A 25,411-nucleotide genomic window follows, 5' to 3' on the forward strand; every position below is an offset into this window, starting at 1 on the left:
ATAATTTTAGATAATAAAAGCAAGACTTTATGTCTTGCTTTTTATATTAATTAATTTATTATTCTTTTGTAATTTTTGTAAATTTAAACTTGTCTTGTTTATCTCTTTGATAAGTAAATGAATAAGTTGATTGGCTATTATCTTTTTTATTTTTAACTTTAGCTATTAAAGTTTCACTTAATAATTGTTCAAATTTATTTTTCTTTTGATCTTTAAATTCAAAACTAATTTCAACACTATTTCAATTTGTTTTAATTTCTATTGATTTGTTTACTGTTGAAATAATTTTAGAAATTTGGTTTATAGCATTTTGTGATTTATCATCTTTTTTATCTAAATTAACATTAAACACTTTAGTTAATAATGCGTAAATTAAAGAATCTTTTCCTATTGGATTATTTTTATCTGAAGTTCAACCTAAAATTTCTAAAGTTTTTTCTGGATTATTTTTTAGGATTTCTAGTAAGTGTATTTTACCACTAGTATTAATGTCTTTAACTTTATAAGTATAGTTATCCATTAATTTAGCAACTTCAGTTAAACTTGTTAAGTTAATATTTGAATCTTTAACTTGATCTATTTTTTCATTACCTTTAACATCTAAATCATTTAGTAATGAATCTAAAATATCAGTAACTGATTGTTCTTGTAATGATTTAGAAATTGGTTGATCTTTTCATCAAATTTCATTTATTTTATTAAGTGGAGTAGTTAGTAAACCTTTTAAGTTAAATTCTTTAACATTTTTAAAGATTTTGTCATAACCATTTTCTAATGTAGTTAAAAATCCTCTAATTGTAGCAAACGGAATACTTTTTGTATCAACTTTTACTTCAGTTAATATCTTAATTAATGTTTTTCTAAAGACTTTAAACATTTCATTAACTTTATTTACTAAAAATACTTGTCCTGCATATAAATCTTTAAATGAATTTACAGCAGGTTTTTCACTTCCGCTATATAAAATAGGAAATGCAACTGCTAAAACTTCATTTATTAATGGAATAAGTAAAAATGGTAAGAAACCTAATTGTGCTGCTATTTCAGGTGGAAGTAGTTTAGTATTTTTTTGTATGCTTTCTATAATTACAGGTAAACCCTTAGCAAATAATGTTGTTAGACATTTATTTAAGTTATTTTCTCCTGTTAATAAACTATTTAAAGTGAACGAAATTCATTTATATAATTGTTGAATTAAAGTATCTACAACTTTTTGAATTTGATCATCAGTAGTTTCTTTTGATATTAATGCCACCAAAGGTTTAAGTTTTTCATTTAATGCTTGTTTTGCTAAGTCAGCTAGTATAGTTAATGATGGATGAGCTTTGCTATTATCATAATACTCTTTTGAATCATCTTTAGAACTATCTTCTGAATATTCAACTTTATTTGATGTTAAAAATAAAATTCCTAGTAGTTTTTGTAATTCAAACCCATCTTTTTTAGTTTCATCTTTTAGTTCATTAACAGCTTTTTTAATAAATGAAAAAATGTATTTTATATTAATAGATGATTGTTTATCTTTAGTAATTTCTTTTATAGTTTTACTATTATAAATAGATTTAATAAATTCTTCATTTTTCTTAGAAGCGCTAAATAAATTAGTATATGAGTTAGGAGTATAGTCTCTTGCTTCTTCAAATAAGCTAAGTTTTATTTGTAAGAATTGTAGAGATTGCAGAATATAAGTAACAATACTTCATTCTTGTCCATTTTTAGGTTTAGCAGGACCATTTAATGCTTTAGTCAATGCTTCACTAGTTTGCTTTAATGACTTGGAAGCTTCACTAGTTTTTAATTCAATTGGTGTGTAACTAGATCCAACTGTGCTTAAACCTATAGCATTAGATAAGCTTACATAAAATGCATTATCTAAATCTTCAACTTTTAAGTCTTTAAATTTATTATTAACATCAATTTTTTCTTGAAAAGCTTTAACTTCATCTTCAAATTTAATACTTGGATTAGACAATTTTTCTAGTCCATCTTTTAAATAAGGCTTAACTTTTTCAAAGAACGATTTCAAAGTACTGTTAACTGAATCAAAACCACTTAATAAAAACATTGGACTTAAACTAGTAGTTAGATCTAATATTTTTAAAATATCATCACTTAATTTATCCAAATCAGTTGTATCTACTCCAAATAGTTTAAACACCTCATTAAATAATGGAATAGAAGGTTTTTTAGTTTGATTATCTAATTTAATTTTTGAATCTAAAACATCTTTTGATAAATATGAATCTTTTATAAAGTAATGATCAACAAGACCATTTAATGTTGTTATATTACTGATATCTTTATCAGTATCTTCTAGTTTTAAATTATTTTCTTTTAATAAATCAGTTAGCGATTTTTTATTATTTTCGGTTTTAATTTCTTTTAAGTTAACTTTTAGTTGGTCTGCTAAAATAATTTCTTTAGCAAATAAACTAACAGTTGAGTGAGTATTTGTTATCGAATTATTAGTGTCAAATTTCTTTTCTTTAACATGGCAGGCAATTATTGGTAAACTAGCAGTTGTTATCATCATAAAAGAAGATAACATTGCAATTAATTTCTTCATAATCTCTCCTATGTAAAACAATATAAAAAATGCTTTACATTAAAATATTGCCAATAAAAGTAGTCTAAAAGTAAAAAATAACATAAATATAAAAAAGATTCAATAGTTTTTATCGAATATGAACTACATTTCATAACATAATTCATTTTTAAGAAATTTTTTATTTTCTAATAAGTCCATCAATTTAACAACAATAAGCAATAAAAAAGCAAGATCTTATAATATTTAAGATCTTGCAGTTTTAGTTAATAATGATTATTAATTAATTTTTTGAGATTTTTGTAAATTTGAATTTAGATTCTTTATCTCTAGCATAACTAAATGTGTATTTAGTTTGAGAGTTATTAACTTTATTTTTAACTGTAGCTATCATAGTTTCAGATAATAATTGGTTCGAACTATTTTTATTAGTATTAGTAAAGCTAAATGTAATTAATAGATCAGATTCATTTAGTTGAGTAACAAGTCATTTGTTTAGTAGACTAGTAACTTTTGTAAATTGGTTTAAAGCATTTTCTGTTTTATTCTTTTTATCATCCATTTTAAAATTAAAGACTTTAGATAATAAAGTATCTAACAGTGAGCCTTTACCAATTGGATTATTTTTATCTGAAGTTCAACCTAAAATTTGTAAAGCTTTATCTGGATTTTCTTTTAAAAGCTCAATTAGTTGAGTTTTACTACTATTAACTCCTTTTGCTTTGTATGAATAATTATTAATTAATGAAACAACTTCAGTTAAAGCTGTTAGATTAATATTTGAACTTTCTAAGCTTTCTAGTTTTTCATTACCTTGAACGTTTAAAGTTGTTAGTAATGTATCTAAAATATCAGCTACAGATTTACTTTGTAATGGTTTAGCAAATCTTCTATCTTTTCATTTTGATTCATCCATTTTATTAAGTGGAGTAGTTAATAAAGTTTTTAAATTGAAAGTTTTAACATTACCAAATAGTTCATTAAATGGTTTAATTACAAATTTTTCAGCATATTCTGTAACAACTTTAGTATCAAATTGTTTAGAGACTTCAGCAAATATTGCTCCATCAGGGTTTTTAGCTATATTATCTAAAACTCCTTTTAAGTTATTAATAAAAGTTTTGACTTTATTAATATTAAATATTGATCCTGAATAAATTTCTTTAAATGCATTTTGCTTTGAATCTAATTTAAATTCTACTACTGGAATAACTTCTTTTATTAGTGAAGATAATTCATCACCTTGTGTTAAAAATGTTAATAAAAAACTACTAATTAATGCTGGTAAAAATGGTATAAATAATTGAAAATCAGCAGGGATAACATTTTTATCAATAATTTCACTTTCAAATAATTTTTCTAATATAGTTTGAAAAATTTGATTTTCTTTAAAAATTTCATTAAAAGATTTAGCTAAACTTTTACCATTTAAAAGATCATTTGCTGTTAGTGTTAATCATTTAGTTAAAATATCTAAACTTTTAGTTAATACACTTATTTTATCTTTTTTAGATTTAAATTTGTTATTTAATTGACTTTCTAAAACTCTTTGTAATAGATAAAAAAGTGGTGAACTTTTGTTTTCTTCAACAAATTTTTTAGAATCTTCTACAAATTCATTAGTACTATTGTATTTTTTATAAGTAACTTCATCAGCAGTTAAGAATAACATAGCTAATAATTTTTGTAATTCATAACCATCTTTTTGGTTTTTATCTTTTAGTTCTTGAACTGGTTTTTTAAAAAAAGATAATAAGTATTTTAAATTAATAGATGATGGTTTTTTCTTGCTTATTGATTCTATATTTTGATCTTTATAAAGATCTTTTATAAATTGTTGATTTTGCTTAGTATTATCAAATAATTTATCTGCAGATGTTGGTTTATGATCTCTAGTATTTTCAAATAAACTTAATTTTAATTGCAGGAATTGAAGTGCTTGTAGAACATAAGAAACTACTTTTGATCCATTTACTTTATTAGGTTGAGCTGAAGAACTTAGTATTTTGTTTAATGCATCTCCAGCGTTTTTTAGTGAATCAAATACATTATTAGTTTTTAATTCTACTTCTTTAAAACCTTTTGTTGATAATGCTAAGCCTACAGCATTAACTAAACTTACATAAAAAGCAACATCTAGATCTTCGGCTTTTAGATCTTTATATTTTTTATTTACATCAATTTCATCTTGAAAGGCTTTAATACTTTTAGCTAAACCTTCTTTTGGAGTGCTTAAAGTTTTTATTCAATTTGAAAAAGTTGGTTTAAGTTTTTCAAAGAATGTGTTTAAAGCACTATCAACTTCTTTAAAATTAGTAAAAACAAACATTGGGTTTAAACTAATTGTTAAATTTAAAAGTTTTGTAATATCATCACTAAAATTATTTAATTCAGTTTCACCTAATCCAACTAATTGAAAAATTTCTTTAAATAAAAAATTAGATGAGTTATTTTTTAAATCTAGTTTGATTTTAGAATCCAACACTTTTTTGTATGAATCTTTTTTAAAATATTGATTTAAAAGATTTTCAAATGTGTTTATATTACTGATACTCTTATCAGTATTTTCTAATGTTAAATTGTTTTCTTTTAATAAATCACTAAGTGACTTTTTATTGTTTTTATTTTTAATTTCACTCAATTGAACTTTTAATTGATCTGCTAAAATTAGTTCTTTAGCAAATAAACTAACAGTTGAGTGAGCATTTGTTATCGAGTTATTATTTTCAAATTTAATTTCTTTTTCTTCTTTTTGGTTTTTATGACAGGCAATTACTGGTAAACTAGCAGTTGTTATCATTATCATTGATGATAAAATTGCAATTAATTTATTCATAATTTCTCCTATGTAAAGCACTTAATAAATAAGTACTCTACACTTAAATAATGCCAATAAAATCACAAAAAAGCAAAAGTAAATAAAAAGTTCAAATGCCTTTTTTTGCATTTGAACTAGTTTTTTAACAAAAAATAATGTTTTATTAATTATTAATTCTTAGTAATTTTTGTAAATCTAAACTTATCATCTTTACTATTTCTAGAATAGTTAAAGATATATTTAGTTGTAGATTTATTTTTATTATTTACAAATTTAGCTTCTAATTGTTGAGAAACTAATTGGTTAAATTTATTTTTCTTATCATCTAAAAATGTATAAGAAATATTAAATTTCTTTTCGTTAAATTCAGTGTTTAATGAATTATTAACAGATAATAAGAATTTTGATAATAAATTAATAGTGTTTTGAGAATTATCGCTTTTATCATTAACTTTAATATTTAAACCTTTAGAAAATACTATATCTAGTAGTGAGTTTTGTCCTATTGGTTTATTTTTATCTGAAGTTCACCCCAGAATTTGTAAAGCTTTATCTGGATTTTCTTTTAAAATATCAATTAAATTAGTTTTTTTATTGTAATTAATGTTAGATACTTGATATTTATAATTTTCAATAGTTGAAATTATGTCAGTTAAACTAGTTAGATTTATATTTGTACTTTGTAGATTTTCTAATTTTTCATTACCTTTAACATCTAAATCTTTTAATAATTTATCTAAATTATCAGCAATAGATTTGTTTTGATATTCTTTAGCAAATGATTTATCTTTTCATCAAGATTCATTCATTTTGTTAAGTGGAGTAGTTAATAGAGTTTTTAAATTAAAGTGTTGAATATTTTTAAAGATTGATTCGTAGTTATTTGCAAAACTAGTAAAGTAATGTTGGATTAGAGAAAATGGAATATTTTTGGCTTTTATTGGTATATAACTACTAAATGTTTTTAAAAGACCTTCTATTTTTTCTTTAAAAGTTTTAAACATGTGATTAGTTTTGTTAACTAAAAAAACATCTCCGCTATAAAGAATTTTAAAAGAATTTTTATCAGTTTTATTATCTACTGTTATTGGTAAAGCAACGTTTAAAGTTGGTGTTATTATCTGTTGAAACAATATAGGGAAGGCAAAGTCTTTAAATTTTATTATTTCATCACTTAAAAGTTTTGTTTCATTTTGAAGTATTACAACTATAGAAGGTAATACTTTAACAAATAAAGCGCTTAATGATTCATAGACACTCTTTGTTCCAGTTAATAAATTAACTGTTGTATATGATAACCATTTATAAAAATATGGAATTGAACGTTCAATCAATCTTTTAACATTTTCTTCTCTAATTGTTTTATTGATTAATAAAGGACTAAGTTTTTTTATTAGAAAATCCTTAGAAAAAATAGATAGTAAATAAATTGATGGATGTGCTTTTTTATTATTGTAATATTCTGTTGGATCATCAACTTTAAAACTTTGTGAAGTATATTCAACTTTTTCAGTTGATAAAAATAACATTGCTAACAATTTTTGCAATTGATATCCATCTTTTTTAGAACTATCTTTTAATTCATCAACTGGTTTTTTAAAAAAAGAAAGTAGGTACTTTAAATTAATAGATGATGATCTATTTTCAGTTATATTACCTATTGTTTTATCTTTATAAAGTTCTTTAATAAATTCTTGGTTAGTTTTGTCTTTACTAAATAAGTTATTAGGTGATATAGGTTCATATTCTCTAGTATTATCAAATAAACTTAGTTTTAATTGTAAAAATTGAAGAGCTTGTAAAACATATCTAACAATTTCTCATTCTCTATTTTTTTCAAACTCTTTTTTATTATTTAAAATAAAAGCTAAATTTTCACTAGCTTTTTGTAATGACTCATTAGTTTTATTAACATCTAATTCAATTGTTTTATAAGTTTTAGAAGATAACCCTAAACCTATAGCATTAATTAAACTAGTATAAAAAGCTTTATCAAGATCTTCTAATTTGAGATCTTTATACTTTTTATTAACATCAACTTTTTCTTGAAAATCTTTAATGTTTTTAATTAGACTTTGATCTGGTTTAGATAATGATTCTAATCAAGTTTTTAAATTAGGTTTAAGTTTTTCAAACATTTCTTTTAATAAAGAATTGATATTTGAAAAATGACTAAACATAAACATAGGATTTAGTTTAGAAGTTAATTCTAAGATTCTACTAATATCATTACTAGTTTTTTCAGTATCACTTATATCTAAGCTAAGTAATTTAAAAATTTCATTTAATATAGGATTTTTTAAACTCTTATTAGAGTCAAGTTTTATACTTTTATCAATAACTTTTTTATATGAATTTTCATCAAAATATTTGTTAATAAATTGACTAGTTGATTTTAATGAACTTGAAGTCAACTCATTTTTATCAATTAATAAGTTATTTTTACTAGTTAATAATTCTAGATCTTTATTTTTATTTAAATCTTTAATTTCTTGAAAATTTAGTTGTAGCTGATCTGCTAAAATAAAATCTTTAGCAAATAAACTAGCGGCAGTTTTTGTATTTATTAGTGAGTTGTTAGACTCAAATTTGTGTTCTTTTTTATGACAAGCAATTACTGGTAAACTAGCTGTGCTTATCATCAACATTGATGATAAAATCGCAATTAATTTCTTCATAATTCCTCCTGTATAAAACTTAAAATCGGTTAGGATAAAAGTTTTATACCTTGTTGTTTTACAATAAAACAGAAAAAAATGCAAAACTTTTTTATTAATTAAAGTTTTAAAAAATAAAATGATTAACTTTTAAAAAATAAAATGATTAACTTTATTGTTAATATTTTAAAATTAATATAGTAAAGATGATAAAGAGGTTTTATGAATAAAGTAATTTATTTAGCTACAACTAATAAAAATAAAGTAAAAGAGTTTAGTGAAATTTTAAAAGGATATCAAATCAAAAGTTTATTAGATATACCAGAATATGTTGAAATAGAAGAAAATAAAAAAACATTTAAACAAAATGCTTTATTAAAAGCAAAACACTTAGCTAAATATATCAATGGAGTGGCAATTGGAGATGATACTGGAATTTGTGTTAAAGCTTTAAATAATTTTCCAGGAATTTATTCTAAAAGATGAGCTTATCCTTTAACTAATCATTATGATATATGCAATAAATTATTAGATAAACTAAAACATATAAATCAATTACATAAAAGAAAAGCTTATATGACAACAGCTATTGCTTTATATGATTCAATAACTAAAAAACAATTTGTTTATCAATCAATAGCTAAAGGTTATATTGATTTTGATATTAAAAAAAGTGATTTTGGATTTGGTTATGATTTTATTTTTATTCCTAAAGGTTATGATAAACCTTATTCATTAATGAATAGTGAGTTAAAAAATCAAATTTCAGCTAGAAAAAAAGCAATAGATAGATTAATACAATATATTGATACTGTAAAATAATTAAGGATTTATATGAATAAAAGAAAAATTAATATTGTTTTATATCAACCAGAAATTGCCCAAAATGTTGGAGCAATTATGAGAACTTGTGTAGCTATTAATGCAAGATTGCATATAATTGAACCATTAGGTTTTATTTTTGATGATCGCCATTTATCAAGATCAAGTGCAAATGAGTATAAAAATGTTGATTGTATTAGATATGATGATTGAAATGATTTTATAACTAAACATAAAAATATCACCTTATTTTGTTTATCTAGATATGGTCAAAAACCAATTTCTGATTTTGATTTTTCAAAAATTAATGATAATGTTTATTTAGTATTTGGAAAAGAATCAACTGGAATTGCAAAACCAATTTTAAAAGAACATTACAATACAACTTTTAGAATACCAATGATGAGTGAGACTAGAAGTTTAAATATTGCAAATACTGTTGGAATTGCTAGTTATGAAGTATTAAGACAATGAGATTATTTAGATTTAGTTAAATACGAAACTCAAAAAGGTAAAGATTATATTTTAAGTGAACGTTGAAAAGGAATTGAAGAATAATGAATAATTATCCATATATTTTATCTGATCTTGATGGAACTATTTGTTTAAAAGATTTTTCTATTAGTAAAAAAACTATTAAAGTAATTAAAAAATATCAAAAATTAAGTAATAACCGTTTTTCATTTTGTACAGGAAGAGTTGATGGTGCTAATAAAAAAATAGCAAAACAACTAAAAGTTAATTTACCTGTAATTTCTTGTAATGGAGCTTTAATTTCTAATTTAAAGACTAATGAAGTTTTACATGCTGATTATTTAAATAATAAGTTAGCAAGTGAGTTATTTAAATTAGCTTATGAACATAATATTGATATTGTTGGATATACTCATAATACAATGATTGGAACTTTTAATTCTGAAAGAGGAATTTCTTGACAAAATTATATGAATAAAACTAAGAAAAAATATCACTGAGAAATTAAAAAGTATAACGATTTATTAGAAATTTCAAATGAATTAAAAAATAACAATTTAAAAATTGTTGAAGTAATTATTAGTTTACAAAACCTTTCAGATGAAATAGCAAATGAAAAATTAAACCTAATTAAAGAATGTATTAAAGATAAATTTGATCTAGTTCAATCATTACCAAAATTATTTAATATTATGAAAAAGAAAGTTAATAAATTATCTGGATTAAAACATCTAGCCAAAGCTTTAGATATTAATTACAAAGATATTATTGTGTTTGGAGATAATCATAATGATATTGAAATGGTTAAAGGTGTTAAACAAGGATATTGTGTTGAAAATAGTGTTGATGAACTTAAAAAAGTTGCATTTAAAATTTGTGATAGTTTAGAAAATGATGGAGTAGCTAAACAAATAGAACAGATTATTAAAGAAGTTCAAAATAAAAAATAGGTTTATTTTTAGCTTTTTGATTAGTATACTTAATTGAAAATATTTTAATAATTTAAGACCAAAAGGTCTTTTTTATTTTTTTAGCACTCACTATATGCAATTGCTAAAAATGTGTTACAATAGAAATAGTTAAAAACAGATTTTAACTTAAAGGAGCTGAGATAGTGGAATTTCAAGAAAAAGGAAAAGTAACTGATGCTTTAAAAAAATATACAAGAGATCTAACAAAAGATGCTAAAGATAATAAATTAGATCCTGTTATTGGAAGAGAAGAAGAAATTTCTCGTGTTATTCAAATACTATCTAGAAAAACAAAAAATAATCCAGTTTTAATTGGTGAACCAGGAGTTGGTAAAACTGCTATTGTTGAAGGATTAGCTCAACGTATTGTTAAAGGTGATGTGCCAACATTATTAAAAAACAAACGTATATTAGAACTTGATATGGGTAGTTTAATGGCTGGAGCTATGTATATGGGAGATTATGAATCTCGTGTTAAATCAGTTGTTAATGAAATTCAAAAATCTAATGGTGAAATTATTTTATTTATTGATGAACTACACTTAATAGTTGGGGCTGGAAAAACTGGAAATAATAGTGGAATGGATGTTTCTAACTTATTAAAACCAGCTTTAGCTAGAGGTGAATTAAAAGCAATTGGTTCAACTACTTTAAATGAATATCGTCAATATATAGAAAAAGATGCTGCTTTAGAAAGAAGATTTCAAAGAGTTCTAGTTAATGAACCAACTGTTGATCAAACTATTTCAATTTTAAGAGGTTTAAAAGATCGATTTGAAACTTATCATGGAGTAAGAATTCATGATAATGCCTTAGTTTCAGCTGCTAAGCTATCTAGTAGATATATAACTGATAGATATTTACCAGATAAAGCTATTGATTTAGTTGATGAGGCTTGTGCTTCTATTAAAACAGAATTAGCAAGTGTCCCAATTGAACTAGATCAAGTAAATAGAAAAGTAATGCAATTAGAAATTGAAACTTCTGCTTTAGAAAAAGAAAAAGATGATAAATCTAAAGAAAGATGACAAGAAGCTAAAAAAGAATTAGATAGTTTAAAAATTGAACAAGCTAATTTAAATCAAAAATGAGAAAAAGAAAAAGAACAATTGAATAAGATTAATTCAGTAAAATCAAATATTGAAAACTTAAAACAAGAATTAGAAACTGCTCAAAATGATGGAAATTATAAAAGAGCTGGAGAAATTCAATACTCATTATTACCATCACTTGAAAAAAGTTTAGTTTTATTTGAAATACAATCTGGAACAAAAATGATTTCAGAAGAAGTAACTGAGCAAGAAATTGCAAAAGTTGTTTCTAAATCAACAGGAATTTTAGTTGATAAACTAATTTCTTCAGAAAAAGAAAGACTTTTAAATCTTGAAGATCTACTAAAAAAATATGTTAAAGGTCAAGATCAAGCAATTAAAGCAGTTACTTCAGCAATTATGAGAAGTAGAAGTGGAATTAAAAATCCAGATAAACCAATTGGTAGTTTTCTATTTTTAGGACCAACTGGAGTTGGAAAAACTGAAGTTGCAAGAAGCTTAGCAGATATTTTATTTAATTCACCTAAAAAAATGATCAGACTTGATATGAGTGAATATATGGAAAAACATTCTGTTGCTAAACTAATTGGTGCTCCTCCTGGGTATGTTGGGTATGAAGAAGGAGGAAGACTAACTGAAGCTGTAAGAAGAAATCCTTATTCAATTATTTTATTTGATGAAATTGAAAAAGCTCATAGTGATGTATTTAACATCTTATTACAAATACTAGATGATGGAAGATTAACAGATTCATTAGGAAAAACTATAGATTTTAAAAATACAATTATTGTTATGACTTCAAATATAGCTAGTCAATACTTACTAACTTCAGATGATTATGTGCAAATTGATGATCAAAAAATTCAAGCAGAATTAAATCAAACTTTTAGACCTGAGTTTTTAAATAGAATTGATAATATTGTTTATTTTAATGCTTTATCAGTGCAGACAATTGGTGAAATTGTAGATAAACTTTTAGATGAATTAATTACAAGATTACAAGATGAACAAAACTACTTTATTAATTTTTCAGAAGAAGCTAGAAACAAAATTATTAATGAAGGTTATGATAGATTATTTGGAGCAAGACCTATTAAAAGATATATTGAAAAAAATATTGAAACTTTAATAGCACATTATATTATTAGTGGTTTGATAAGTGAAAGTACTAGATATCTAATTGATGTTGAAAATAACCAATTTGTTTTAGAAGAATTTAAACAATTTAATTAGTTTTATGTTAACTAAAAGACAAGTTAAAATTTTACAAACTATTGTTGAAGAATTTATTAAAACTAATCAACCAGTTGGATCTAAAAGAATTTTAGAACTATTAGATATTAAAATATCTTCAGCAACAATTAGAAATGAATCAGCTATTTTAGAACATGAGGGTTATTTAGAAAAACAACATACTTCAAGTGGAAGAACTCCTTCAACTAAAGGTTATAGATATTATGTTGATAATATTATGAAATTAGATTCAGCTGATTATACTAGATTAAAAATTTATTTAAACCAGTTATTAGATTTAAGAAAATATGATATTGATAAAACGATTAATTATGCTGGTGAAATTATTAGTGAATTAACTAAAATGACAGCAGTTATAATTAAAAAACAAAATATAAAAAATATAAAGTTAAAAAAAATTGAACTAATATTATTATCAGAATTTTTAGCAAGTGTATTATTTATTTTTTCTGATGGTGATGTGCAAAATAAAATGTTTAATTTAAAAGATATTTCTTTATCTGATTTAAAAATTGCTATTAAATTATTTTCAGATTTTTTAGTTAATGTTAAATTAGATGAAATAGATCGATATTTAAATGATTTAAAACATCAATTATCTTTAAGTATTAAACAATATGATTATGTTTTAAATACATTTATAAATACTATTTTAGAATCAAAAAATGAACAAAAAGAAACTCATGGAATGAGATATATGTTAGAAAATCCTGAGTTTAATGATACTAATAAATTAAAAAATGCAGTTAAGTTAGTTGAACAATTATCTCCTTTTGATTGATTTAATATTGCTTATGAATCTAATAAAAATATGAATAAAATAGCAATTAAAATTGGTAATGAAATCGATCAAATAAATGATGATATTTCAATGATTGCTACAGAATTAAAAATTGGTAATTCTTCTACTGTTTTAACTTTAGTTGGACCAAAAAGAGTAGATTATAACCAAGTAAACCAGTTAATGAACTTAATTATTGAAATTATTAATGCAAAGGAGAATTAAAATGACTGAAGAATTAAAAAATAAAAAAAATAATAAAAACTATTATAGTCAAAATAAAAATAAAACTAAAGCTGAATTTCAAAAACCTCATGTTAAAAAAAATCAATATTTAAAGTTAAAAACAAAACTTGATACTGTTTTATTAGAAGTTCAAAATTTAAAAGAGTTAAATGAAACTTTAAAAAAAGATATTGAATCTGAAAAACAATTTAATTTAGCTGAAATTAGTAATTTGACTAAAAAGTATAATCAAAAAGAATTAGAAATTAAAAAATATGGTTCTAGTAAATTAGCAAGAGACTTAATTCAACCTTTAGAAATTTTAAAAAAAGTTGTTAATGCTCCTAGTAATAATGAAGTAGTTCAAGCTTATGTTAAAGGGTTTGAAATGATTGTTAATCAAATAGATAACATTTTAGAATCACATCATATTAAAGCTATGAATGTTAAAGTTGGTGATATGTTTAATCCACATCTTCATGATGCTAATGAAGCAGTTGAATCAGATGAATATAAAACAAATCAAATTGTTGGTGTTTTAAGTGATGGATATATGATTCATGATAAAGTACTAGTTTATGCAATAGTTAAAGTTGCAAAATAAATAAAACAATAATAAATAGATAAACAGTAAAAAAGATACAAGGAGAAATAAAATCATGGCAAAAGAAAAAATTATTGGAATAGATTTAGGAACTACTAATTCAGTTGTTTCAGTTATTGAAGGTGGACAACCTATTATTTTAGAAAATCCTGAAGGTCAAAGAACTACACCAAGTGTTGTTGCTTTTAAAAATTCAGATATTATTGTTGGTGGTGCTGCTAAACGTCAAGCTGTAACTAATCCAAATGTTGTTCAATCAATAAAATCAAAAATGGGAACTACTTCTAAAGTTAATTTAGAAGGAAAAGATTATAGTCCAGAACAAATTTCAGCTGAAATTTTAAGATATATGAAAAATTATGCTGAAGCTAAATTAGGACAAAAAGTAACTAAAGCTGTTATTACAGTTCCTGCTTATTTTAATGATGCGCAAAGAAAAGCTACAAAAGATGCTGGAACAATTGCAGGATTACAAGTTGAAAGAATTATTAATGAACCAACTGCTGCTGCTTTGGCTTATGGATTAGATAAACAAGATAAAGAAGAAACAATTTTAGTTTATGATTTAGGTGGTGGAACTTTTGATGTTTCTATTCTAGCTATTGGTGGTGGAAGTTTTGATGTTATTGCAACTAGTGGAAATAATAAATTAGGTGGAGATAATTTTGATGAAGAAATTATCAAATGATTACTAGGTAAAATTAAAGCTGAATACAATATTGATTTATCTAAAGAAAAAATGGCTTTACAAAGATTAAAAGATGAAGCAGAAAAAGCAAAAATTAATTTATCTAGTCAATTAGAAGTTGAAATTAATTTACCATTTATTGCAATGAATGAAAGTGGTCCAATTTCTTTTGCAACAACTCTAACAAGAAGTGAATTTAACAAAATTACAAAACATTTAGTTGATTTAACTATTCAACCAGTTAAAGATGCTTTAAGTGCTGCTAAAAAAACTCCAAGTGAAATTAATGAAGTTTTATTAGTTGGTGGATCAACAAGAATACCAGCCGTTCAAGAATTAGTAAAAAGTTTATTAAATAAATCTCCAAATAGATCAATTAATCCAGATGAAGTTGTTGCTATGGGTGCTGCTGTTCAAGGTGGAGTTTTAGCTGGTGAAGTTACTGATATTTTATTATTAGATGTAACTCCATTATCATTAGGTATTGAAACAATGGGTGGAGTTATGACAAAATTAATTGAAAGAAATACTACAATTCCAGCAAAAAGAACTCAAATCTTTTCAACTGCAACAGATAATCAACCAGCTGTTGATATTAATGTTTTACAAGGTGAAAGAGCAATGGCTGCTGATAATAAATCATTAGGTCAATTCCAACTAACAGGAATTCAACCAGCTCCTAGAGGTATTCCACAAATTGAAGTTACTTTTGAAATTGATGCTAATGGTATTGTAAGTGTTTCAGCAAAAGATAAAAATACTAATGAAGAAAAAACTATTACTATTTCAAATTCAGGGAATTTAAGTGAAGCTGAAGTTGAAAGAATGATAAAAGAAGCTCAAGAAAATGCTGCAAATGATGAAGCTAAGAAAAAAAATATTGAGTTAAAAAACAAAGCTGAAAATTATATTAATATTATTGAAACTTCATTATTACAAGCTGGTGATAAAATTAGTGCTGAGCAAAAAGAACAATCACAAAAAATGGTTGATGAAATTAAAGAACTAGTTAAAAATGAAAACTATGAAGCTTTAGAACAAAAAATGACTGAATTAGAACAAGCAATGGCTGCAGCTGCTGAATTTGCTAACAAACACAATGATTCAGATTCAAATAATAATTCACCAGAACAAAATAATTAATCACACTAAATATATAAAAACTAACACTAGTTAGTTTTTGTTTTTATAGAAAAGAAGAGAGAATATGAAAAAAAAGGATTATTATGAAGTTTTAGGTGTATCAAAAACTGCTAGTGAACAAGAAATCAGACAAGCTTATAGAAAACTTGCAAAACAATATCATCCTGATTTAAATAAATCTCCTGATGCTCATGATAAAATGGTTGAAATTAATGAAGCAGCAGATGTATTATTAGATAAAGATAAAAGAAAACAATATGATCAATTTGGTCATCGTGCCTTTGATAATTCATCTGGATTTTCTTCAAATTTTACTGATTTTGAAGATTTATTTTCTAATATGGGTTCTTCTGGATTTTCATCTTTTACTAATATATTTTCTGATTTTTTTGGATCTAATAAATCTGATTATCAAAGATCAACTAAAGGACAAAGTGTCAGTATAGATATTTATTTAACATTTAAAGAACTTTTATTTGGTGTTGATAAAATAATTGAATTAGATTTATTAACAAATTGTAATGTTTGTTTTGGAAGTGGTGCTGAGTCAAATAATGATATAAGCATTTGTAATAATTGTCATGGATCTGGAGAAGTTTTAATTCAAAAAAATATGGGATTTTTCCAATTTCAACAATCAGCTAAATGTAATGTATGTAATGGTGTTGGAAAAATTATTAAAAATAAGTGTAGAAACTGTAAAGGTAAAGGTAAATATTTAGAAAGAAAAAAAATTGAAGTTAATATTCCAAAAGGAATTAGACCAAATCAACAAATTAAACTTTCTCAAAAAGGTCATGCTTCAACTAATAATGGAGTTAATGGTGATTTAATTATTGATATTTATTTAAAAGAATCTAAGGTATTTGAAATTGTTAATAATAATGATATTTTAATGACTTATAATATTAGTTATTTAGATTCAATTTTAGGAAATGAGATTATAATCAAAACTTTAGATGGTGATATTAAATATAAATTACCAAAATCAATTAATTCTAATGAAGTTATTATTATTAATAACAAAGGATTATATAAATCTATAAATAAAGATAAAAGAGGAGATTTAATAATCAAAGTAAATATTGTAGTTCCTAAAAGCTTAACTAAAAAAGAAAAAGAATTAATTGAACAAATTTATGAACAAACTTCATTTAATCCAGAAAATAATATAAATCAATAAGCAGATTAATTTCTGCTTTTTTAATTAATGCTTTTGTTTATTGATTGTAAAATTAGAAAAAATTGATAAAATATAAAAGTTGGTTAATTTAAAAAAATTATTCAATCAAAAATAAGGATTCATTTTCCTAGTGCTCAAATTAAATAAAAAGAGTGGAAAATGTTCGAATTATTTTGAAGTTTAACAAATAAAGAAAGGTTATTATGTCAAGAGAAATAACAAGAGAAGAATTATCTGCAGCTGGAGTTCAATATGGACACCAAACTAAAAGATGAAATCCTAAAATGAAATCTTATATTTATGGAGTAAAAAATAAAAATCACATTATTGATTTAGAAAAAACTATTACTCATTTAAATACAGCTCAAAAATTATTAGAATTTTTAGGAAGTAAACAACAAAAAATTTTATTTGTAGGAACTAAACGTTCTGGAAAAAACGCTGTTAAAGAAGCTGCTTTAAGAAGTGGAAACTTCTATATTAATAATAGATGATTAGGTGGAACTTTAACTAATTTAAAAACTATTTTAATTAGAATTAAAGCTTTATGAGAAATTGAAGAAGAAGAAAAAAAAGGTCGTTTATCTTTAAGAACTAAAAAAGAACAAATTAAAATTTTAAAAGAAAAAGCTAAATTAGAAAAAGCACTTGGTGGAATTAAACAAATGCATAAATTACCAGCAGCTATTGTTGTTGTTGATCCAAAAGGTGATGAAATTGCAGTTAAAGAAGCAAAAAAATTAAACATTCCTATAATTGCTATTTGTGATACTAATGCTGATCCTGATATGGTAGATTATGTAATTCCTGGAAATGATGATTTACAAGAATCAGTAAATTTAATTATTAATATTTTAGTTGAATCATATGCTGAAGGTGCACAAATTAAAATGAACCCATCAGTATTAAGAACTGTTGCTCCAAAAAGAGAACCAAGACAAATTAATAGACCAATAGTAACTAGTGAAAATCAAACTGAACAACAAGTTAGTGTAGCAAATGAAAATGTACAAATGAATAGTGAACCAACTATTCAAGTAGTTGAAACTGAAAAACCAAGTGAACCAAAAGCTGAGTAAGGAGAAAAAATATGGCAGTAGATGCAAAATTAATTAAAGAATTACGTGAAATCACTCAAGCAGGGATGATGGATTGTAAAAAAGCTTTAGAAGCAAGTGATAATAATATTGATAATGCAATTGTTTGACTAAGAGAAAATGGTTTAGCAAAAGCTGCTAAAAAAACTGATAGAGTTGCAGCTGAAGGAATCGTTTTAGCTAAAGAAAATGAACAAAAAATTGTAATTTTAGAAGTTAATTCAGAAACTGATTTTGTTGCAAAAAATGAAAAATTTTTAAATTTAGTTGATGAAATTGCTAATGCATTATTAAATTCTCAAGCTTCAAATTTAAATGAAGGTTTACAAGTAAAAGCTGATTCTGGATTAACTATTGAACAAAGTTTAATTTCAGCAACTGCTACAATTGGTGAAAAAATTGCTTTAAGAAGATTTGAATTAGTTAATAAAACATCTGGTAGTTCAGTAATTTATAATCATGCTAATAAAAGAGTTTCTACTTTATTAGTTTTTGATAATAAACTTGATTCAACTGATGCTTATAATGTTGCAATGCACGTTGCTGCAATGGCTCCAAAATACATTAATATGGATCAAATCCCTGAAGATTTTAAAAATGCAGAAATGCATATTATTAAAGAACAAGCTAAAGATGATGCTAAATTACAAGCAAAACCTGCAAATGTTTTAGAAAATATTTTAAAAGGAAAGTTATCAAAACGTTTAGCTGAAGTTAGTTTATTAGATCAATTATTTGTAATTGATGAAAGTTTTAAAGTTGGAGATTTTCTAAAATCTAAACATGTTTCATTAGTTAAAATGATTAGATATGAAGTTGGAGAAGGAATTGAAAAAGTAGTAACTAACTTTGCTGATGAAGTTGCTGCTCAATTAAAATAACAATGATTAGTTTTAATACAGAATATTTTGGAATTATTTCAGGTTTATTAGTTACTTTTGTTTTATTAATTAACTTGATGTTTAATTTCTATTTGTTTAAATTTAATAAAAAACAAGCATTAGTTACAAAGTATAATAAAATTTATTTTGTGGTCTTTTATATTCTTTCTTTTATTAGTTTAGCTTTAGCAATCATTAGTTTAATTTTATTTAATTTAAAAGATAAAATTTTTAGTCAAACTAGTACTGAAAATCAAAAATTATATCCAACTATAATTTTAAATGTAATATCTTTTGTATTTTTAATTAGTAAAATTATTATTTTATTTATCTTTTTACCTAAATTTGCTATTAAAATTACTGAAAATGAAATTTTATATTTAGGTGAAAAAATTGATTTTCAAGCAATTACAAAAATTATTTTAGATAATGATTCTCAAGCTTTATATATTAATTACAAACCAACTAAAAGAACATATAAAAGAATTAAATACTCAAATACTTGTTCATTTAAGCAGTTAATTTTAGATAATTCTAAAAATATTAAATTAGAAATTTCTAATCAAAATGCTAATGAATATTTTAAAAAAATTAAAGAATTATCTTAGAATAAAAAGTATGATTATAAATCATACTTTTTTTAAATTAAATATAAAGAAAATACCAATTTAAATAAAAATGTATAAAATATAAAAAGGTATTAAAAAAATAATTTAAAATTCAAAAGAAAAATAGTAAACATTATGAAAAAAAAATTAACACTATTAACATCATTTGGTCTAATAACCGGATCTGCTGTTTTTGCAGTTTCTTGTGTTAAACAAAGTGATAAGAATAATATTCAAATTTCAAATGATGATCAACAACAAACTGATAAAGAACCAAATTCTAGCAGTTCAGATGAAATGACACAAAAAAGTGAAAATCAAGGTCAACCAGATACTACAAAAGCTGGAAATAATCAATTAAATAGTATGAAACCTGATGACAGTAATAAGTCTAGTGATGATCAACAACAAACTGATAAAGAACCAAATTCTAGCAGTTCAGATGAAATGACACAAAAAAGTGAAAATCAAGGTCAACCAGATACTACAAAAGCTGGAAATAATCAATTAAATAGTATGAAACCTGATGACAGTAATAAGTCTAGTGATGATCAACAACAAACTGATAAAGAACCAAATTCTAGCAGTTCAGATGAAATGACACAAAAAAGTGAAAATCAAGGTCAACCAGATACTACAAAAGCTGGAAATAATCAATTAAATAGTATGAAACCTGATGACAGTAATAAGTCTAGTGATGATCAACAACAAACTGATAAAGAACCAAATTCTAGCAGTTCAGATGAAATGACACAAAAAAGTGAAAATCAAGGTCAACCAGATACTACAAAAGCTGGAAATAATCAATTAAATAGTATGAAACCTGATGACAGTAATAAGTCTAGTGATGATCAACAACAAACTGATAAAGAACCAAATTCTAGCAGTTCAGATGAAATGACACAAAAAAGTGAAAATCAAGGTCAACCAGATACTACAAAAGCTGGAAATAATCAATTAAATAGTATGAAACCTGATGACAGTAATAAGTCTAGTGATGATCAACAACAACAAAAAGAAAAAACAAAAACTAAAGAAGAAGGCATGAAGAATTTAAAACAACCTTGATATAAAAGAACTTGGAACCAAATTAAAGAAGGATGATCTTGATTCAAATCTAAAGTTTCTAAAAAATAGTTTATTATACTTTTTTAATTCTGAAAAATCATTAAAAGTTATTTTCTATAGATTTTTAGACACAATGAAAAAGCACTTTTATTATTAAAAAAGTGAGAAATTTTATTGGAAAATGCTTTTATAATGAGTTGGTTAATGTTTCAAAAACTTCTTGGGCAGATTTTCAATTAAATATTTCACGAGGCATTTTATTTATTTGTTCAACAACTTTATTTAATTCATCATTTGTTATTGTATTGAAATCAAAAGCTTTTTTGAATACTCTTCTAACCATACCATTTCAATTCTCATTTGAATCCCTTTAAAAGAGGCATAAGCTCAGCTCTATAAATTTTAATATCTAATCATTTTGCTAAAATTCCTATTTTCTCAAACTCGATACCATTATCAATAGTTATTGTTTTTACATATAAATTGTTGCTATTGATAAGGTTTCTTAGTCAATTATTTTCATAGGAGTCTTACTTCTAACTTTAACAGAAAAACCTATTCTACTTTTTCTTTCTGTCAAAACTAATATATTATCAAAATTCTTAGCCCTTTTACCTATTATTAAATCAGTTTCTCAATGACCAAATTCTTCTCTAAGATCAATAGATTTTTCTCTTGCTCATATAGGAAAAACATACTCTGTATTAATAAGTCTATCTATGACAGACCCACTTCTTTTCCCACCTTTTTTATAGTATTGTCTTAATCTATTTTCTTTTTAATAGATCATTTATTAGTTTTTATTCAATTAAACACAGTTCTAATTGAAGGTGTTTTTACATTGTGATTAATCTTAATAAAATTATATGTAGCTTTAACACCAAAGAATCTTTTGTTATAGATTTTAAAGAAAATGTCTGTAAATTCTTTAAACGGACTGTTTTCTGTAAATTTAAATAGATGTTTATGATTTCTCCTGTTTTTATATTTATAACTTGCATACCTTTGAGTGTATTCAAGATTGTGATTTAAATTTCTTCTAAGTTCACGACTAATAGTAGATTTATTTCTCTTTAAAAAACGAGAAATATTAGATATAGAATAACCGTCATTATGCATTTTTTCTATAATATAACGTTCTGATTTTGTTTAATAATCCAACATAACGTTCTGATTCTGTTAAATGGTTATATTTTTTTATATAATTCATATGAGTTCTCTAGATCCACTTGTGAGAGCTCTTTTTTATTTTCTAAAAAAAGAAAAACAAGTGTTCTTACAAATAAATTTTACTTTATTTACTTGTGTTGCACTTGAATTTGTAATCCAGCAAAGTATGATTATAAATTATACTTTTTTTATAAACAACTTATTAATATTTTTTAAATCTTATACTAAAGAGTATTTAGGTTTTTGTATAATTATAAAGAGTTATTTTGAAGTATTTTGAGGTGAAAAATGAATTATAAATATAAAACGGTGCTATTAAAATTAAGTGGTGAAGCTTTAAAAGGTGATGCTGAAGTTTATGATAAAAAGTGCTTAGATAATATTGCAAGTCAAATAGTTCATCTTGCTAAAAATGGTTTAAAACTAGCAATTGTAATTGGTGGAGGAAATATTTGAAGAGGCAAATTAGGTGAAAACATTGGAATGGATGCTATTAATGCTGATTATATGGGTATGTTGGCAACCGTTATGAATGGTTTAGCACTTGAAAGCACTATTACTAAAATGGGTTATGACAAAATTAAAGTTTATTCTTCACTACCAATTAAAACAGTAACTGATGATTATAATTTTAAAAAAGCAAGAATTAAAATGAATGAAGGTTTTATTTCTATTTTTGTAGGTGGAACTGGTTATTCATATTTTACAACTGATACTAATGCAACAATTAGAGCAATTGAAATTGGAGCTGATGTAATTTTAATGGCAAAAAATGGTGTTAAAGGAGTTTATGATAAAGATCCAAAACAACATAGTGATGCCAAATTTATTAAACGTCTTACTCATCAAGAAGTTGTTGATAAGCAATTAAGAATTATGGATCTAACAGCAGCTACTTTAGCAAAAGATGCTAACTTAAAGATTGAAGTTTTTGATATGAGTGGAGATAACAATATTATAAAAGTATTAGAAAATAAATTAGAATCAACAATTATAGAATAGGAACAAATTTATGACTGATTTAATTTTAAAAAATGCTGAATTACAAATGAAAGAAACTATTGATGCATATGTAATACATTTAAGACAAATTAGAACTGGAAAAGCAAGTGGAGCTATTTTAGATAAAGTAATGGTAAATTATTATGGAAGTTTAATGCCATTAAACCAAATTTCTCAAATTACAACTCCTGAACCTAATTTAATTATTATTAAACCATATGATAGAAATGTAATTACTGAAGCAGTTGGAGCTATTCATAAAGCTGATTTAGGATTAAACCCAGTAAGTGATGCTACTTTAATTAGAATTCCAATAGCACCATTAACTGAAGATGTGAGAAAAAATTTAGTTAAAAAAGTTCATAAAGAATTAGAAGGTTATAAGATTAGAATTAGAAACATTAGAAGAGATGCTATTGATGAGATTAAAAAAATTGAAAACATCTCAAAAGATTTAATTAGTGATAACGAAGATAAAATCCAACAAATAACTGATAAATTTATTAAACAATTAGATGATTTAACAAAAGAAAAAGAAAAAGAGTTGATGAAAATTTAATATGAATAGAACTATTATTGAAATGTTTTATGATGATTTAAAAAACATTTGTCAAAAATTTAATATATCAAAAGAACCAATCATTGAAATTAATAAAAATAATACTCCTGGTTTATTATCAAGTTCAATATGTTTGATTAGTAGTAAACAAGTAAATAAAAAACCACTAGATCTAGCAAATGACTTTAAAGAACAATTATTATTAACAAATAATTATTCTAGTATACAAATAGCTACTCCTGGATTTTTAAATGTATTAGTTAAACCTGAAATTTTATCAAGTGTTATTAATAATGTTTTAAGTCTAAAGTCTAAATATGGAAATTTAGAAAAACAAAATAAAACCATTAATATTGAATATGTTTCAGCTAATCCTACTGGTTATTTACATGTTGGTCATGCTAGAAATGCTGTGATTGGTTCTGTGTTAGTTAACTTATTTAAAAAGGCTGGATATAAAGTACAAACTGAATATTATGTAAATGATGCTGGAAATCAGATCAATGTTTTAGCTGTAACTGTGTTTGTTCATTATTTACAAGCTTTAAATATTGATGCTAAAAAACCAGAAAATTGTTATGCTGGTGATATGTATGATGATTTAGCAAAAATAATTATTAATAAATATAATGATCAATTTAAAGATATTAACTATACTGATAATAAAATTTTAGATGATGATGTACATTCATTATTTAAACAAATTTCAATTGATTATTTTTTAAAAATTATTAAACAACAATTAGCTGATTTTAATGTAAAAATTAGACATTGATCTAGTGAACAAGAAGTTTATGATACTCATCAAATAGAAGAAGTTTTAAAACTATATAAATCTAAAGATGCTACATATTATAAAGATGGTGCTGTGTTTTTAAAAACTACTCAATTTGGTGATGATAAAGACCGCGTTTTAGTTAAATCAGATAAGACTTATACTTACATACTTCCAGATCTTGCTACTCATCATTTGAGAATTAAAAGAACTAAAGCAGATAAGTTAATTAATGTTTGAGGTGGAGATCATCATGGTTATATTAAAAGAATGCAAGCTGGTTTGGCATTACTAGGAAATGATCCAGATATTTTAGAAATTCAAATGGTTCAAATGGTAAGACTAATTAAAAATGGTAGTGAGTATAAAATGTCTAAAAGAAAAGGAACTGCTGTTTGATTAGTTGATATTTTAGAATTAGTCGGTGTTGATGCATTAAGATATATGCTAGCAAGTAAGTCTTCTAATTCACATATGGATTTAGATTTAGATTTGATTACTTTAAAAAATTCATCAAATCCTATTTATTATGCTCAGTATGCTACAGCTAGATGTCATTCAATCTTAAATCAAGCTAAAACTAAAAAAATAACACCATTAGTTAAAGAGACTGATTTATTAAATAATCCTAAAGAAATTGAATTATTATTAGTATTAGATAATTTTAAAGAAGTCATTAAAAATAGTGCAAATAACCGTTCAACTCAGCAAATTTGCGATTATATTCAAAACATTTGTAAGATTTTTCATTCTTATTATGCAGAAATTAAAATTATTGATGAAAATAATTTACAATTAACTAAGTTGAGATTAGGTTTTATAAAAGCTGTTTTACAAGTATTAAAAAATGCCTTTTTTATTATTGGAATTGAACCAGTTATAGAAATGTAAAAATTTTTTAAAAAAAATAGCAAAAAATATTGCATATCTATTCTTGATTTTATATACTTATCATTGTGTGTTAAGAAGCTTGCTTCTTAACGAGACGATCTTTGAAAACTAAATAGAATAATTATTGTACAAATCTTGTCAAA

Annotated in this window: 20 protein-coding genes; 15 read left to right on the plus strand and 5 right to left on the minus strand. The window is 23.9% G+C overall.

Annotation, left to right across the window (positions count from 1 at the left end):
• Positions 1-58: 58 nt before the first annotated feature.
• From V2P32_RS02100 to V2P32_RS02110, 3 genes are all read right to left on the minus strand, one after another.
• On the minus strand, positions 59-2,566 hold the full coding sequence (locus tag V2P32_RS02100; RefSeq protein ID WP_434343887.1) for an MOLPALP family lipoprotein: 2,508 nt from the start codon (positions 2,564-2,566) through the stop codon (positions 59-61).
• Positions 2,567-2,828: 262 nt separating this feature from the next.
• Positions 2,829-5,381: an MOLPALP family lipoprotein gene (locus V2P32_RS02105; RefSeq protein WP_434343888.1), complete on the minus strand. Its 2,553-nt coding sequence runs from the start codon at positions 5,379-5,381 to the stop codon at positions 2,829-2,831.
• A gap of 152 nt (positions 5,382-5,533) precedes the next feature.
• The gene (locus V2P32_RS02110) at positions 5,534-8,041 is read right to left on the minus strand and encodes an MOLPALP family lipoprotein (protein WP_434343889.1); all 2,508 of its coding nucleotides are present in this window, start codon (positions 8,039-8,041) and stop codon (positions 5,534-5,536) included.
• Between the two features lie 201 nt (positions 8,042-8,242).
• Here V2P32_RS02110 and rdgB point away from each other — a divergent pair, with 201 nt between their 5' ends.
• The 12 genes from rdgB to V2P32_RS02170 all read left to right on the plus strand — a co-directional run bounded on the left by rdgB (position 8,243) and on the right by V2P32_RS02170 (position 20,940).
• The gene (rdgB, locus tag V2P32_RS02115; RefSeq protein ID WP_434343890.1) at positions 8,243-8,842 is read left to right on the plus strand and encodes an RdgB/HAM1 family non-canonical purine NTP pyrophosphatase; all 600 of its coding nucleotides are present in this window, start codon (positions 8,243-8,245) and stop codon (positions 8,840-8,842) included.
• A 12-nt stretch (positions 8,843-8,854) separates the two neighbouring features.
• Positions 8,855-9,400 carry a tRNA (cytidine(34)-2'-O)-methyltransferase gene (locus V2P32_RS02120; RefSeq protein WP_434343891.1) on the plus strand — a complete coding sequence of 182 codons (546 nt, stop codon included), beginning with the start codon at positions 8,855-8,857 and terminating at the stop codon, positions 9,398-9,400.
• The gene (locus V2P32_RS02125) at positions 9,400-10,266 is read left to right on the plus strand and encodes an HAD family hydrolase (RefSeq protein WP_434343892.1); all 867 of its coding nucleotides are present in this window, start codon (positions 9,400-9,402) and stop codon (positions 10,264-10,266) included. Before V2P32_RS02120 ends, V2P32_RS02125 begins: the two co-directional genes overlap by 1 nt.
• 164 nt (positions 10,267-10,430) lie before the next feature.
• Positions 10,431-12,572, plus strand: coding sequence for an ATP-dependent Clp protease ATP-binding subunit (locus tag V2P32_RS02130; protein WP_434343893.1), 2,142 nt, complete (start codon positions 10,431-10,433; stop codon positions 12,570-12,572).
• A gap of 4 nt (positions 12,573-12,576) precedes the next feature.
• The gene (gene hrcA / locus V2P32_RS02135; protein ID WP_434343894.1) at positions 12,577-13,599 is read left to right on the plus strand and encodes a heat-inducible transcriptional repressor HrcA; all 1,023 of its coding nucleotides are present in this window, start codon (positions 12,577-12,579) and stop codon (positions 13,597-13,599) included.
• A gap of 1 nt (position 13,600) precedes the next feature.
• A complete protein-coding gene (locus tag V2P32_RS02140; RefSeq protein ID WP_434343895.1) occupies positions 13,601-14,203 on the plus strand; it encodes a nucleotide exchange factor GrpE in 603 nt (200 codons plus the stop codon).
• Positions 14,204-14,258: 55 nt separating this feature from the next.
• Positions 14,259-16,034 (plus strand): molecular chaperone DnaK, encoded by a 1,776-nt coding sequence (dnaK, locus tag V2P32_RS02145; protein ID WP_434343896.1) that lies wholly within the window; start codon positions 14,259-14,261, stop codon positions 16,032-16,034.
• A 64-nt stretch (positions 16,035-16,098) separates the two neighbouring features.
• Complete coding sequence (gene dnaJ / locus V2P32_RS02150; protein ID WP_434343897.1) at positions 16,099-17,217, plus strand: molecular chaperone DnaJ; 1,119 nt, start codon at positions 16,099-16,101, stop codon at positions 17,215-17,217.
• 203 nt (positions 17,218-17,420) lie between these two features.
• Positions 17,421-18,296, plus strand: coding sequence for a 30S ribosomal protein S2 (rpsB, locus tag V2P32_RS02155; RefSeq protein WP_434343898.1), 876 nt, complete (start codon positions 17,421-17,423; stop codon positions 18,294-18,296).
• Positions 18,297-18,307: 11 nt separating this feature from the next.
• A complete protein-coding gene (gene tsf, locus V2P32_RS02160; RefSeq protein ID WP_434343899.1) occupies positions 18,308-19,195 on the plus strand; it encodes a translation elongation factor Ts in 888 nt (295 codons plus the stop codon).
• Between the two features lie 2 nt (positions 19,196-19,197).
• Entirely contained in the window at positions 19,198-19,803 is a 606-nt protein-coding gene (locus V2P32_RS02165; protein WP_107670306.1) for a hypothetical protein, read from the plus strand.
• 135 nt (positions 19,804-19,938) lie between these two features.
• Positions 19,939-20,940 carry a lipoprotein gene (locus V2P32_RS02170; RefSeq protein ID WP_434343900.1) on the plus strand — a complete coding sequence of 334 codons (1,002 nt, stop codon included), beginning with the start codon at positions 19,939-19,941 and terminating at the stop codon, positions 20,938-20,940.
• Positions 20,941-21,058: 118 nt separating this feature from the next.
• Here the strand turns inward: V2P32_RS02170 and V2P32_RS02175 are convergent, their stop codons facing one another.
• Complete coding sequence (locus V2P32_RS02175) at positions 21,059-21,214, minus strand: hypothetical protein (protein ID WP_434343901.1); 156 nt, start codon at positions 21,212-21,214, stop codon at positions 21,059-21,061.
• Between the two features lie 419 nt (positions 21,215-21,633).
• On the minus strand, positions 21,634-21,990 hold the full coding sequence (locus tag V2P32_RS02180) for a helix-turn-helix domain-containing protein (protein WP_434343902.1): 357 nt from the start codon (positions 21,988-21,990) through the stop codon (positions 21,634-21,636).
• 339 nt (positions 21,991-22,329) lie between these two features.
• On the opposite strand from V2P32_RS02180, the gene pyrH reads away from it, so the two are divergent.
• Genes pyrH through argS form a run of 3 tightly spaced genes read left to right on the plus strand, consistent with a single transcriptional unit; the run spans position 22,330 to position 25,268 of the window.
• Positions 22,330-23,043 (plus strand): UMP kinase, encoded by a 714-nt coding sequence (gene pyrH / locus V2P32_RS02185; protein ID WP_013729684.1) that lies wholly within the window; start codon positions 22,330-22,332, stop codon positions 23,041-23,043.
• A gap of 10 nt (positions 23,044-23,053) precedes the next feature.
• A complete protein-coding gene (gene frr, locus V2P32_RS02190) occupies positions 23,054-23,602 on the plus strand; it encodes a ribosome recycling factor (RefSeq protein WP_013447693.1) in 549 nt (182 codons plus the stop codon).
• A gap of 1 nt (position 23,603) precedes the next feature.
• On the plus strand, positions 23,604-25,268 hold the full coding sequence (gene argS / locus V2P32_RS02195; RefSeq protein WP_434343903.1) for an arginine--tRNA ligase: 1,665 nt from the start codon (positions 23,604-23,606) through the stop codon (positions 25,266-25,268).
• Positions 25,269-25,411: the final 143 nt, after the last annotated feature.

The organism is Mycoplasma sp. 06067-C1-B144P-99-0482-3 (assembly GCF_051053925.1).
GTDB lineage: Bacteria > Bacillota_I > Bacilli_A > Mycoplasmatales > Mycoplasmataceae > Mycoplasma > Mycoplasma leachii.